Raw genomic sequence first — 14,497 nt, 5'->3', positions numbered from 1 at the left:
ACTATATGGAACAATATTAATAACCTTTACTAAATATAATTTGAGTGAATTTAACTTTCAACAATAATGTCACTGGCGAGCATAAAAAAGTGCGGGGCACCTATGCGGCAACAGCTTCTGCCAAATAGCGATCCGCTTCTTCACATAATCTTATCCCCGAATACCAATGCTCAAATCGGGCTTTTAAATCATCATTGAGTATCGCTGTGCATGTTTGGGGTAAGTAATGTGCGCCTTGTTGGAGAGCATAAAATTTATGGTCACCCTCATCTAAATGAACTTAAATGGGCGCTGCGGTCAGGGGAGATCTCGATCAAAGGTTCCCGGAGTTACAAAAATTTTGACGATTATCTCATTAGTTAACCTGAACTCTGGATAAAAGATGTAACTAAATGCCTGTTCCAAGATCGAAAATTTCGACCAAGAAAAAAGAGAACTTATGAAGAACAGGCATGGATAAAGGGATATATCAGTCAGGCTCTGTTTGATGATTTAAACGCAACAGGCAATGGATACGCGCAGTAACATGAAGGCAAAAGAGCTCTCAGTGTGGGACAAAGTGATGTTATCAAAGCGTTTCATTATAGAAGCCATCAATGATCAGTTAAAGAATATTTCACAAATAGAATACTCACGGCATCGTAGTGTACAGGGATTAATGTCAGGGCGGGGTTCTACTTTGAGTAAAAATTATACATTTAGTGGATGTTGATAATTTTCCACATTCAATCCGATTTTCTTGATAAGTTTCAATATATGAATTGATTACTTATCAAACTATCACAGTGGTATTTTTATCCATATAACAATATAAAAAATGTGAGATTCGGCCCTGGGATTAATGTTGAATGTGTTGGGAGGACTCATAGCTTATTGTCTTAAAGAGAACAAACCGTCACTGAATATTTCCCACTCAGAAATGAATATGTTAGTGACGGCTTAACCAGTATTTAGGTTAACTTATCCATAGCCTGTTCTTCCCCGGAGCTGTTTTCGGCGTTCACCAAAACTTTGCTCCCGGAACAGGCTTCTCGTCAATTTCTTATCCAGAACTCAGGTTAGTTAAATGCTTCGTAACAAAGTGTTTTAAATAATTTTTCCATTTCTTTTTTACTTTCTAAATGGCAAATTATTTTCTTCTTAATTGACTTGCAAATATCTGCGTAATCATCTTGTAAACTCTTTGGAGGAATAAGAATTCTTATGTTTTGCAATTCTTGTGCATTTATATTGGCCATTCCAACAATACTTCTGCACATGTTGATTAATGTATTCTTTCCATGAACTGAGTTTAGATATCCTGAAATATAATAATTATTTCCTGATTCATTAGATCTGACTCTAATTAAATATCCAGCAAATGCCATCTCCATATCACTTTCAAAAACCGCTGTTTTTCCCACCAGCTCTTTGCTATTTGTCCGATTGAATAGTAAATCACCTTTCTTGACCAAGAATTTTTCTTTTTGTTTTTCATCAAGATCAATATATTTTAAGTCAGTAAAATCCCAGCCACCTTGATATGTAATATTACCCATTCTAAGTACAGGATATTTACCATTTGATTTAGATGCTTTACTCGACGTGCCATAGTTTGCAGAACTGATTAAATCTCTTATAGTACCAATAGGGAATCTTTTGGGATTACTTTCGAGATCTCCAAACATCTCCAGAAACGTAGCACGCAAAAAATCATCAGCGAGTTTGACAGATTGCTCACGTTTGCGAAGAATATCATCAGCCTTATCAAGAATGGCTGCGATACGTTTTTGTTCTTTCAAAGAGGGCAGTGGAATTGTTAATGCTGAAAATCGACTTTTATTAATTATTGCAACAGTAGTTGATGGTGCAATGTCTTTCAATTCATCTTTTAATAGTTTTAGCGCATAAAACCCAAATCGGTAATATATTTTCGTTTCATCAAAAATCACAGCATTAATTTGTTGATTGGTTGCAACAGGACAATCTGCCATAGCCATTTTACCTAAAGAGCCAATGCAACAAACTAAGATACTATTTTTAGGAAGTAATTTGGTAGATAATAATCCTTTTTCCGTAAGTGTTGTTCTTGGTTTTAATAAATAATCTGAGTCTGTTAGCTCAGATGGTGTAATGAAAGGAATATCTCCACCAAAACAATCTGGATCAGCTTTAGAGGGTGTTTTTCCCGTAATTACTGTTGCAACATTTCCAATACTCACCATCGGCCAACTCACAGCATCCCCTCCAATTCATCCAGATCCGCCAGAATCTCTTTTTCCAGATCTTTTAACCGTTTCAGTATCACTTTAGGATCTTCGTATTCCTCTGCCTGATATACGACTTCTTTATAACGGTTGATGGAGAGATCATATTTCTGAGCCGCTAAATCGGCTTTTGGCACCACAAACGCGGCCTGAGTGCGGTCTTTGAAATCAACGCTGGTATCAAAACCTTCCGGGTACTGCTGTTTCAGCAACGAGGCTAATTTCTCGCCCATAAAGTTATCGACCGGCAATCCACGCAAAGTACGATAGTGCTTCCAGCTTGCCAGCAGATGCGGCAGGTCGTTGTCTTTTATCAGATTACGCTTGTCATCCAGACTATAACCGTCACTTTGCAGGTCATAGAGCCAGACCTCATCCGTCTGGCCGCCTTTAGTGAATATCAGGATTGCTGTTGCCACACCGGCATAAGGTTTAAAAACGCCAGAAGGCAGGTTGATCACCGCTTCTAACTGGTTATCTTCCACCAGCGTTCTACGCAACGACTGATGCGCTTTACTGGAACCAAACAGTACTCCCTGCGGGACGATAGTCGCGCTGCGTCCACCCACTTTCAGCATTTGCAGAATACGCACCAAGAACAGCAGTTCGGTTTTCTTGGTTTTCACCATCGCTGACAAAGTGGAATCGATATCTTCCTCATCCAGTGAACCGGTAAACGGCGGGTTCGCCAGAATCAAGTTAAAGGCGTTTTTACTGGCCTGTGGAAAGTTGGTGCTGAAACTCTGGCTCATGGTGTCCTGATAGTGGATATCCGGTTCTTCCACACCATGCATAATCAGGTTCATGGCGGCGATACGCAGCATGGTAGTATCGAAATCGTAACCGTGGAACATATTGTTATCCACATGGCTACGCCACGGTGTCAGCAGATCGCCGGTAAAGATTTTTTGCTCTTCCAGTTCACCACGTTCGTTGGTTCCAATCTCGGTATGAATGGACTCCAGAGAACTGTATTTTTCTAGCAGATATTCATAGCTGGTCGCCAAAAAACCACCGGTGCCGCAGGCTGGATCGCAAATTGTTTCACCACGGGCCGGGTTAGGCTCCATCATCTCGACCATAGTGCGGATGATGTGACGCGGCGTACGGAACTGACCGTTGATTCCTGCGGTGGTTAGCTTGCTTAACAGGTATTCGTAGAGATCGCCTTTGGTGTCGCCACGATCCAGCGGCAGGTTTTTAATCACTTCCACCGTTTTAGTCAGCAGTGAAGGTTTAACAATCTCTAGGCGGGCATCCTTCATAAAGTTCCCCAGCAGCGTTACCTTCATACCATCGGCTTGCCCAAGCTGACGGAAATGCTGAAATACGCCATCGCGTACCACTTCCATCATTTCATCCGAACCTAGGTTACTGTAGTGACTGAAACGAAACTCCTGCTGTACTGGCGCAAAGCGCGGTTTAAAATCGATATCGGCGATTTGTTTACGCTTTTTGTCTCTTTGTTCCTGGGTATCCAGCATCCGGGAGTACATTAGGTAGGTGATTTGTTCGATAACCGTGAGCGGGTTGGTAATACCGCCCACCCAGAAATCTTCCCACAGCCCGTCGATTTTGCTTTTTAAGTCACCGGTGATCATTGTTAACGTATAACCCTGTTATAAATACAAAAGCCCCGCTGTTGGGGCTTATCATGGATGCATTATACCGTCTCTGCGTCGGCCACAACACCCAGTTCTTCAACTATCTTTTGTAACCGGGCGATTTGTGCTACGTCCCGGAACACACCCGTGATGCCTTCGTTGTGGATATGAGTGAACGGTTGTTCAAAGAGCTGTCTCATTTCGATAGTGCCGTAATCACGGATATGGTTTTTCAGCAGTGTCAGGAAACGTAATTGATGGATGGTCAGGCTGTTATCGGCGGCAAAATGCGCAAAATGTACCTCCACCGCGTTGCTATCCATACCGATGATGGTACGCAACAGTTTGTCCAGACTGGTGGTCGTCTGCGGGTAGAACTCTTTCAATGCCCGGATGTCGACATTGGGGTTCTGGATCAGCACCAGTTTCGCTAGTTCATCCAGTTCACTTTGCGTTACTGGTTCACCGTCGCGAATTTTCTTCAGTACCGGATTTTGCTGGAATAGCGGCTCCAAAGCGCCCTGAACCTGTTGACGATAAAATTTGAAATCAATGGAGCGAATATTGGTTTTACGTGTTTCCATTTGTACCAAATTCGTATCTTCCGTAATATCCACATGCAACGGGTTAAATTGCGGCGTTGGATCTTTTTCCATCAGATGCATAATACCGCGTAGGTGAATACGAATATCTTCCAGCTCTTCCAGGCTGGCCTGCTTCCACCAGCTTAGGTCGCGGAGATGATTAATACGCTGCCCCTGCTGCTGTACCTGAGCCAGATGCGGCGGCAGGCGATCCACTTTCTCAACCATTACCGGCCAGAGCACATCCAGCTCTTCCGTATTGGTGTAGCGGGCCGTTTGTGCCGCCAGAATATCCATATCAAAACGCATGGCTTCGCTTTGGCCGCGCACGTCCAGCCATTGCATCAATGGCGCTAGCCCGGAAAGCAGATCCAGCTGCGTTTTCGGGGAAAGCTGGCGCAGCACTTTTTCATCGCTGTACTGCGCTTTTTGTTGCCACTTTTCCTGAACCGCAATCGATTTTTCATCCAGCGCATTGATCTGTTCGCGAAGCTGGTGAGCGACCAAATCTACCGCCTGCTTGTCGAATTTACGTTGCGCAGCGGCTCCCAGCATTACCCACGCCTCAAAGCGTTTTTGTGCCAGCGATTTTGTCGGTGTGATTTCGGCCTCTTCGGTATGCAGTTCGTGGTACTCAAAGTTGCCCCAGTGGTCGAAGATGCGGAACTTTTGTTTATCCAGCGAGTTGCCGTTTTTATCGTTGCCGTACAGTCCCGGGCAAAGGCGAGTACCACGTCCAATCATCTGCCAGAACTTCACTTTCGATTTGACGGGCTTAGCGAAAACCAGATTCACAATCTCCGGGATATCAATACCGGTGTCGAGCATATCGACAGAAATAGTAATGGTGAGTTTTTTATTGGTACTTTCGTCCAGCCCTTTGAAATCATCAATGAGTTGCTCAGCACGAGGATCGTAGTTATCAATCACCTGGCAGAAACATCCTGCAAATTGTGGGTACATTTCGTCGAAAAGCTCACTCAGCAGCAGAGCATGTTTATGGTTACGGGCGAAAATAATGGTCTTGCCGGGTAGCTGACCATCCAAGTCTTTCAGGCCATTCTCCATCAGGTTACGCAGAATATGGCGGTTGGTGTCCCTGCTGTATATCGCATCGTCCAGCGACTTACCTTCAAACTCCAGCGTATTGGGATCAATACCCTGTTCTTCCAGTTCGCGGATTTGCACATCGCTTAATTTTTCTCGTTTGATACCCTCGCGCAGGAATTCCGTGGTGTGTGTGACCACCTCATAAGGCACTAGATTGTTGTCAGCAATGGCATCTTCCAGACTGTAATTAGCAGTAGGAATTCGTCCCTCGCAACCGAACAAGCCGAAAGTGGTTTTACTCACCATATCGATAGGTGTTGCCGTCAGGCCAATCTGGAGCGCATCAAAGTACTTAAACAGATCGCCGTAGACGTTATAGATAGAGCGGTGGGATTCATCGGCAATGATCAGATCAAAATACCCCACATCAAAGTGATCCATTATCTTCATCATGCCGGGATAAGTAGCGATGTAGATCCTAGCGTTCTGACGATCTGCTTTTTTTGATTTCCCGACCACATAAAGTGGCTCATTGGTGAACAGATTAAAGACATTCGCTGCTTGTTTGCGTAACTCTTTTCGATCACAAAGAAACAGGACACGTTTTACCCAGCGGGCATCAATCATCAGCTTACTGAGCGCAATCGCCACACGAGTTTTACCCGTACCAGTAGCCTGTACTATTAATGACTGGCGGTATTTATTGGTGAAACGTTCACTGACGCGGGCAATGGTTTCAAGCTGATACAGACGCCCTGCAACTGCTTTGCCTTTGTTATCTTTAACGTGCGGTACGCTGTTTAACGGCAGACGGGTATCACGTTGCTGGATAAGATATTGCAGGCTTTCCTTGCTGTAGAAGCCAAATACCCGACGCGGCGGATAGCCTTGGGTTTTATTGTCGTCCCACAGCCAGATGCCATAGCCGTTAGTGTAAAAAATTACCGGGCGCTGACCATACTCTTTCTCCAGCCAGTCCGCATACAGCCGGGCCTGAATTCGCCCCTGTTCGGCATTCACACTGGTTTTTTTTGCTTCCACCACGGCCAGCGGTTTATGTGCTTCATCCCACAACACGTAATCCGCATAGCCGTCACCGGTCGAAGTAGGTTGTCCTTTGACAGGATGTTCTTGGGTAACCTGATCGGTATTCTTAAGTTCTTCCCCTACATTCCAGTCTGCTGCAAGTAGGCGGGAGTCAATCAGGCGACGGCGGGTTTCCGCTTCATCAATGGAGAGAATATCGGCAACATGCTGGTTGCGCGTTCTGGCTTCATTAAGACGCTGGGTAAGGAGTTCGGCTTTTTCCTGCTCCTGCTGTAAAGCGCGTTGCAACGCCAGCTCACGCTCACGGCTTTCATCCTGCGCCTTTATTGCTTCTTCCAGGCGTTTTTTATCTGCTCTACCAGAAGATTGTGTTAGTGGGGGAAGCGTGAATTTAGGACTGTCATCAACATTACCGTGGGCATAACGGACATATAGCCAAATCCCTAATAAGTACGCTTCCTTGAGCAGCCAGTATGTATCTTTGGCTTTAATGCGTCCGCCGTGTGCAGCGCGGTTGCCGTGGATACGCAATGCATCCATCTTCATGATGATAGCTTCCGGCATCATGCTGGTGAACACATCGGCGTTCATCAGATCGTACAGATTTGCCTTGAAACCTTCCGGCAATCGTTCCTGACGATACAACCAGCGCACCATTAGTTCGATGTAGTTGCGTAACTTCACCAAGCAGCTTTCTGGGTCGGAGTGAACATAGTGTTCTGCCATAAATCCCAGCTCTGTCAGTTCCGGCCACTGGCTACGTAACATTTCAAAATTGAGAGACTGTTCCATAAATCATCGCCTTATTTCGTGGATACAACAGGATTTCTGGAAAGAATATCACACTAATTTGGCTGACAAAGTGAGCCTAATGACATATGGCGGATATGAATTTACCGACGTAGCAGTTTTAAATTGCTGTAAGCTTTAGAGCGTTTTTTCGCTAATTACCTGAGATTTGATTAAGAAGGGAACTAAGTACCTGAGGCACGATCAAAGTTTTTGCTAAATAAAACAAAATCGTGGAGATCCTCAGGCATCAACAGTTAATTGAAAATGGCTTGCTAAAATGTCACCGCGAAGCTTCCCTTTCTCTCAGTGAAGTGATGACTCTCCTCATTTTATTCCCTACGAGCCATTATCGTGATTTTAAAACGTTTTAATATCTTCAGGCCGATTTTCCAGGGTTGGTCAGCTATACCCGGATATTAACCTTGAAGCAAAGGGCTTTCATTCCTCTCTATGTTTTTTTCTTCACGCAAGGCTGAAACCCTGGGGCTCGCTTTTATTGATTCAACCAAAATTGCTGTTTGCCACAACCTCCGTATTTCCCGTCATCGCGTATTTGAGGATCTTGCACAGCGAGGAAACGAGTACAGGTTGGTTTTATGGCTTTAAACTTCATCTAGTTATCAATGATTGTGGTGAACTTCTGGCAGTTAAGTTGACCTCAGGAAATAAGGATTCGCCATCCCGTCAAAGCGCTGGTACAAGAGTTAACAGGATGTTTGGCGATAAAGGGTATTTGTCGCAAGCCTTGTGCGATGAACTGGAAGCAGAAGGAATAACGTTAATTACTCTGTTCGCAGTAAATGAAGGCAAAAGCATTATCTCTCTGAGATAAGCTAATGTTAAGAAGGCGATTTTTGATATAAACGGTCGTGGATCAGCTCAAAAATATTTCTCAGATAGCGCATTCAGGGTACCGCAGTCAGCTCGGTTTTTTATTGGAAATCGTCACTGGCTTAATTGTTTATACATTCCAACCTAAAAAGCCGAGCTTGAATTTACAGGATTGTGATATTGCTATTTTTAAACGAATTTGAGGTTATTATTAGGTAAACAAATTATTCATAGGATTATATACTGTGAAATATTATTATGTTTTCATTGAAATAGATAGCGTAAATGAAACAATTAGTAAAAAATGAAAAGTAATTTATTGAGTGACCAAGTTATAAATTTCGTGCTATTAGTCAAGATTTTGTCCATACTACATAGACTATTTTACATGAATATGGGTTTAATAGTGATTATATAATTGGTAGAGTAAAAGGAATATGTATGTCTTATTTTTTTATACAGCAGTTAATGTTGAGGGAAATAAGAAATTAAGAATGCCTCAGATTGAGGCATACATTAAAATTAGAGAATATTTTAATCAACTAGATAATAAAAAGGCATTAGCTCGAATACTTGAAGAAGTTAAGAGGATGATAAAAGTAAACGAGATTATAGAAAGAATGGTAGCTTTTTTTAGTGAGAGATGTTCAGCCTGATGAACTCATAACTGCTGTTTTTGAGAGTGAATACGATAGCATCGAAAACATTAATAAATATAATGAATTGTTTTTTAATAAAGAAAGTTATTTTATAGTATAGGCAAAATTATTTTCACTTATTATGCTAATGCAATTGTAGTATGTAAATTTTAATTTCTGCTGAGAAATTTATGTAATAGATTTTCTTAGCTAGTAAAAGATTTCATTAAATTTAAAAGTAAAATTAAAGAGAGATAGTTTTTTATGAGTAATAATGATAAACCTAATGTTGCGGTTGGTGGTTCAATGAATACTAAAATAGGTCCATATGATGTTCATATTGAAGGTGTTCACCCAATTTCATATTATGAAGGTAGTTCTCCCTTTGATTCTAATGATCAAAAAATTGAAATTCAGGATAAATTACAATTAGATTCAGAAACAAGTTTTTTGCCAGATTTTTCAGCAACTGGTGGTTACATGAGTTCTGGGCAAATGGTAAAGGCACTAACAGATGGTGCTAAATATGCTCCAATGGGAGGCATTGGCTTTGCGGATATAGTTAATACTTATAAAGATAAATATAACAAAGAGAATTGCCCTATTTGTGAAAAAAAAGATTGTCCGGTTTTAAAAAGAGATTGTGAGAATATATTGAGGGGGATAAAAAAATTTGGCTCAGAGAAAAAAGCATTTTTGATGGGTAATCCAAATATCACCAGACCAATTATGGCTAATAGATACGTTTTTAATTCAACATTACCTGTTGTAATGAGTTATGTATCTAAGTTTGAAGGAAGAGTTAATTCAAATGTAAATACTCTGAGAGAATTTTTTGATGATCGATTCTTTTTAGAGCAGAAGATAAATTCATTTAGATTACTACCAGTTAAAATTCAAGCTGTTTTACAAATATTTGTTTATGGAAGGGATGCAAGAGATTCAAAATATGATAAATTTTATAATAACCTTAAAGGATCTATAGGAGAAGTAAATTATAATAAAGCTATAAAAGAGCTACATGATAATATGCCGCTGACAGAAAGAAATCTTTTTGTTTTAAATGAATTAATAAAAGCAAATGGTAATATTAATAATGAGGTAGGGAAAATAAAAAAATTAACTACATACTTAGCTGATTTTGATAAAAAATATGGGTATGGAACAGGAGAAGATGCTAGCTATTCTGAAGACTGGTATGGTGCTTATACTGGTGAGAGCAATAACTTGCCTCAGAAAATGAAGGAAATCTTATTTGCGATGCGGCACCCTATTGCAGCCTATGATATTGGGCTCTACGAAAGAGGTGCTACCAATATCACGACTAATGCGGTGCGTTTTTCAACCCAAGGGAATAGTAAAACGAACCCTAATGGTACGTTACTGGATAATAAATATAAGGAAGGCTCCCAGGTCAATGCTTTTCGGCATACACTATGGCAAGCTACCATTGCTGCTCGGTATGGTGAGGAAGTGGCACTCCATGCAGGCAATGCTCATGAAAGTAACCCTAAAATAGATCTTAACATCCGGCAGTTTGCTGCCCTTAAGGACGCAGATCAGACAATTGATTTACTCAATAACCAGATAGGGCGTAGGATTGGCCTACAGAGCAGGAACTCGTCAATGAAAGCGCAGGCCAAGGCAGTGTTGAATCGCTTTCATAAAGAGGGACTGTATGTTGCCAAGAAAAATGCGATGGGGTTTGAGATTGTCAAAGAAAAAATCACCGATGAGCAGTTTTCTTATATGAACTCGGTATTTGAAAGAGGAAATGAAGATGGCTTTTCACCTGAGTAACTATTGGCGATGCAATTGGAACAGCAGAAAAAATAAAATCATTTTTTTTTCATGCACATTGCTGATAGTTTTTTTTATGTTCAATAGTAACCGACAGTTTAGCATTGTTAAGAGTATGTTTGATTACGCTGATAAACATTGCCAGCAAAACACAGACTGCTTGGTTAACATCAGCAAAATCACGCCGTTTAAATGGGACACTTTGTATATTATTGATAGTGGTTGGAATCTTGACGAAATTAAGTCTGTCATTGGTGCCGAGTTAAAGGAAAGGACTGATATCTTTTCCAAGATTATCTTTGTTAAGGATGGGCAAGTGGTTTATTTCGAAGAGTATTATTATTATCCGGATTCAGGGGGTAAAAAAATCTTGGTTCTCGATTTTGATTATGAAAATCAGGAAAAAGGGCTTATAGCTTATTATCGTGTTCCCAGAGAGGCTCCCAAAATTGTCATAAAAATGAAAGGAGACCCATCAGTAGAGGACAAAATTTACTATTTATTTTCTTCCGTTAATGAGCAGCAGGTTCAGAGGAACCCTTCATCATTCCGAAAACCATCATAATGCCTTGATGTTAAAAAAACACATCATAATACCCGGTGATATTTGCCGGGTTTACTAAATAACAACAACAATACACGATACCAGCTAAAGAAATGAAAACTAACAACAACATCAATACCCTGCACTTGATTCTTGTCGCCATAAATGTGCGGCTAATAGGGCTTTCCAGGGGGCGAAATCTGCCAACCATTTTTCTGCTTGTTCTGCGGAAATTTTTTCATTTTGATTAAATAGTCTTTGCATATTACGTCTTACGGCGACATCGCCATGTAATGAGCCATTTAAGTAGTTGAATCCCCGTAACAGGGAATAGTTAATTGTCCACATACCAATGCCTTTTATAGCGAGTAAATTATCTGTTAGTTGCTGAATATCTTGCTCATCATCAGAGATTGCCAATGTTAATTCACCAGATTCAATTAATTGGCTTAAGCGGAGTAATGCTTTGGCTTTGCTGACAGAAAATCCGCATTGGCGTAATTCATCTTCTGAATGGTTGAGTATTTGTCTGGCGGTTGGAAAGCACCATAGCCCGGAGGAATGCTGAACTCCCATTGCCTGAATAAATCTCCTGCGAATAGAGATGGCTGCACTGACGCTGATCTGCTGACCGATAACCGCCCAACTTAATGCTTCAAACGGTGTGGCCGATTGATAAATTCTTAGACCTGATTGTCTGGCAATAAGTGAACCGATAATCGGGTGTCCTTTATATAAACATTCAAATAGATGAACCGGCTGTAGAAGCCCTAGCATATGAGATGCTAAAGCAGATAAGCGCTCATCAGGGCCTGTTGTATCACCATCAACTTTAAGTTGTATATGTGCGGTTTTTGCATTAATAGCTATGGTTAATTCCGCAGGTTTGTCATCCCACATCGTCCCTTTTCGAACTTTATTCTGTTCCACAATTTCGGCGATATTTTGTTTATCCCTTTGATGAAAAGCGAAAAAATCGTGGATATGATAATTATCGGGTAATGCGATTTTGGTGGATAAAGTGGTTTTCATTTCTTCTCTCCCAAGGTATGGGTATTTTAGTGATCATAGTTAGCATTCTGGATAAAAAACTCTGAAATCTGTTTTCAAATTTTTAAAATTTTTCTGACAGGGATAATATCGTCAATCTGTGGTCTTTGTATATGTTAGTTAAAGGAGAGGTTAATGAAAGCATATCGTTTTAATTTACGACAGAAAATTCTGACATCTGTTCTGCTTTTTTCATGTTGTATAGATTTCGCTTACTCAAATACAAATACGCATAAACAGTTTTTCCGTCATGATGGTAGTGAAATAACTTACTATCTTAAGCAAAGAGGAGGTAATAATCTATTAGTGCTGATACAGGGTTCTGATTGTAATAGTATCGCCAATAATAAGTTTGTGAATGACACGTTTAGTGATATTTATCCCGATAGTGATGTTCTGACTGTGGAAAAATATGGCATTAATGCATCACTCCCTTGGTCTAATGCTGTTGAACGCTCAGATTGTCCTAAGGCTTATATGAGTTCGGATACACCAGAGCAGCGAGTTAAGGATTATATTCAGATCATTGGTTATCTAAAACATCAGAATAAATATAAGAAGATCATTGTCTTGGGTGGAAGTGAAGGGGCAGTGGTTGCCAATTTAATTACGTCACAAGTCAATTATATTGATAGAACTGTGTCACTGAATGGTGGAGGTCGGCATTTCGCTGATGATGTTATTCATAGTATAAGGAGTGAGGTGTCACCAGAATATCTCAATGAGGCAATTAAAGGGTTTAGGGATTTTCAGCAAGAAATAGCTACCGGGAAGAATATGAGTCATATAGAAATGAGTAATCACGGTGCTAATTGGTGGAGGGTTTCTCTTGGTATTGATCAATATAAAGTGTTAAATCAGACTAAGAGTCCTATCTTGATTATTCAAACGCTAAATGATAATTCAGTCAGCTCTAGTTCAGCGATAAAAATGAAAGAACAATTAAAGAAAGATAATATTACCTTTTATCAATACCCAGGTTTAAATCATGGATTCAGGAATAGTGAAGGTGTTTTGCAGATTACTCCTATTGTTGAAGATATAAAGAATTGGTTATCTAGGGATTATGGAGAAAAGTCTGTTATCTAAAATGGTATTAATTCGTTGGTTTTTATATATTGGGAAGTGATATTAAATTTGGAAATAAAACGTGGTATAGTCAAAATTGACACCACGTTTTTTCTAGGATTATTTTCGCATAGTAACTGTTGTTAATTTCATATCTCATTTGGCAATAAAAATATATGTAAATAAAGAATTGGTGATTAATGGTTTATAATAAATTTAATAATAATATAATTTCCTGAGATTTATTTTATATTCTTGTTATTATAATGGAAAGATGGGGTGAAATTATAATGTTTACTATAAATCATCACTTGATTAATATACCGCTTGTTATTTCCAAAAAATATAGTACTAAAACGTTATGAATTATTCTTCGTTTCTTGGGTAATTTTCTCGGTTTTACCTTTTATAGTATAGAAGGGAAGTAGCTGTTTATTTCCCATTATCATTTATCGCTGTCATTATATTAGATTGGAAAAATTACTGAAATATCCTGTTCATTACAGGATGTAATATCTTTTCTATTTTTTTACTGGGTAATAAAATATTGATTTTAAATTAATTAAATTTATTTTTTTATTTTATTGACAATACATTAATGGCATCTATAGTTATATGTATTAGATAAAGCGTCAATATGGCATCAAAAATGCTGTATATGTTATCTAAATGCTGGATAAATTCCTGATAAACACCTTATTTTCTAGTGAAAATGGTTACAATTTCATATAGGCAAGATGAATGGCTTATTGTACATATTCTTGAGTGATATAAGTTATTTATCAATTGGTTAGATTAAAATTTGGAGTTTATGTTATGATAATTAAGAAAGATATTTTGTTAAATGAAGAGCTGATTGTCGATGATGAGCTTAGAGTGGGTAAAGTAGAGAAAGTCAATATTGATATTCTGTCACCCAGCTCAGTTATTGTTAGTCTGAATATTTTAGGCGTAGTTGATGATTTTCATCTATTACTAGTTGATGATAAAGATAAAGAGAAGATTGTGCTGCTCTATCTTTCTCTTTTACGTGTTCTTCATGAAAAATTAGATGTAAAAGTGAAGGTCGCAAAAAGTAAACTTACTAATATAAAATATATAGTAGGTGTTGAAATTTAAGAATTATTTGTTAAATTTCTAAATGAGTGTTTGAAAAAATATTCTGTAGAATAACCTGATTTAGTTTGAGTGATATAATCAGTTGCCAAATACAGCATGATTGCTAATTGAAATTAAATGTAGT

8 protein-coding genes and 2 pseudogenes are annotated in these 14,497 nt (G+C 39.4%); 6 read left to right on the top strand and 4 right to left on the bottom strand.

Annotated elements, in window-relative coordinates; translation table 11 throughout:
• Positions 1–459 precede the first annotated feature (459 nt).
• Positions 460–661: pseudogene (locus EAE93_RS12410) on the top strand (transposase); the annotation flags it as partial.
• A 397-nt stretch (positions 662–1,058) separates the two neighbouring features.
• Here the strand turns inward: EAE93_RS12410 and EAE93_RS12405 are convergent.
• The 3 genes from EAE93_RS12405 to EAE93_RS12395 form a co-directional block, all read right to left on the bottom strand.
• Positions 1,059–2,216 carry a restriction endonuclease subunit S gene (locus tag EAE93_RS12405; RefSeq protein ID WP_036812664.1) on the bottom strand — a complete coding sequence of 386 codons (1,158 nt, stop codon included), beginning with the start codon at positions 2,214–2,216 and terminating at the stop codon, positions 1,059–1,061.
• Positions 2,213–3,847, bottom strand: coding sequence for a type I restriction-modification system subunit M (locus EAE93_RS12400; protein ID WP_214039784.1), 1,635 nt, complete (start codon positions 3,845–3,847; stop codon positions 2,213–2,215). Before EAE93_RS12400 ends, EAE93_RS12405 begins: the two co-directional genes overlap by 4 nt.
• A gap of 62 nt (positions 3,848–3,909) precedes the next feature.
• Entirely contained in the window at positions 3,910–7,323 is a 3,414-nt protein-coding gene (locus tag EAE93_RS12395) for a DEAD/DEAH box helicase family protein (RefSeq protein ID WP_214039783.1), read from the bottom strand.
• Positions 7,324–7,550: 227 nt separating this feature from the next.
• Between EAE93_RS12395 and EAE93_RS25555 the strand changes: the two are divergent.
• The 3 genes and pseudogenes from EAE93_RS25555 to EAE93_RS12380 all read left to right on the top strand — a co-directional run bounded on the left by EAE93_RS25555 (position 7,551) and on the right by EAE93_RS12380 (position 11,157).
• Positions 7,551–8,357 (top strand): annotated as a pseudogene (locus EAE93_RS25555) (IS982 family transposase).
• Between the two features lie 699 nt (positions 8,358–9,056).
• On the top strand, positions 9,057–10,592 hold the full coding sequence (locus EAE93_RS12385) for a DUF6973 domain-containing protein (protein WP_214039782.1): 1,536 nt from the start codon (positions 9,057–9,059) through the stop codon (positions 10,590–10,592).
• Between the two features lie 115 nt (positions 10,593–10,707).
• The gene (locus EAE93_RS12380; RefSeq protein ID WP_214039781.1) at positions 10,708–11,157 is read left to right on the top strand and encodes a hypothetical protein; all 450 of its coding nucleotides are present in this window, start codon (positions 10,708–10,710) and stop codon (positions 11,155–11,157) included.
• A 111-nt stretch (positions 11,158–11,268) separates the two neighbouring features.
• Here EAE93_RS12380 and EAE93_RS12375 read toward each other — a convergent pair whose 3' ends face one another.
• On the bottom strand, positions 11,269–12,168 hold the full coding sequence (locus EAE93_RS12375; RefSeq protein WP_214039780.1) for a DNA-3-methyladenine glycosylase family protein: 900 nt from the start codon (positions 12,166–12,168) through the stop codon (positions 11,269–11,271).
• 153 nt (positions 12,169–12,321) lie between these two features.
• On the opposite strand from EAE93_RS12375, the gene EAE93_RS12370 reads away from it, so the two are divergent.
• Together EAE93_RS12370 and EAE93_RS12365 are read left to right on the top strand one after the other, a co-directional pair.
• Positions 12,322–13,275: a dienelactone hydrolase family protein gene (locus tag EAE93_RS12370; protein ID WP_036812680.1), complete on the top strand. Its 954-nt coding sequence runs from the start codon at positions 12,322–12,324 to the stop codon at positions 13,273–13,275.
• A 795-nt stretch (positions 13,276–14,070) separates the two neighbouring features.
• Positions 14,071–14,373 (top strand): hypothetical protein, encoded by a 303-nt coding sequence (locus EAE93_RS12365; RefSeq protein WP_036812683.1) that lies wholly within the window; start codon positions 14,071–14,073, stop codon positions 14,371–14,373.
• Positions 14,374–14,497 lie beyond the last annotated feature (124 nt).

The organism is Photorhabdus akhurstii (genome assembly GCF_018448925.1).
GTDB lineage: Bacteria > Pseudomonadota > Gammaproteobacteria > Enterobacterales > Enterobacteriaceae > Photorhabdus > Photorhabdus akhurstii.
The sequence above is the reverse complement of the archived record's forward strand: the minus strand, read 5'-3'. Positions and strand labels throughout refer to the sequence as shown.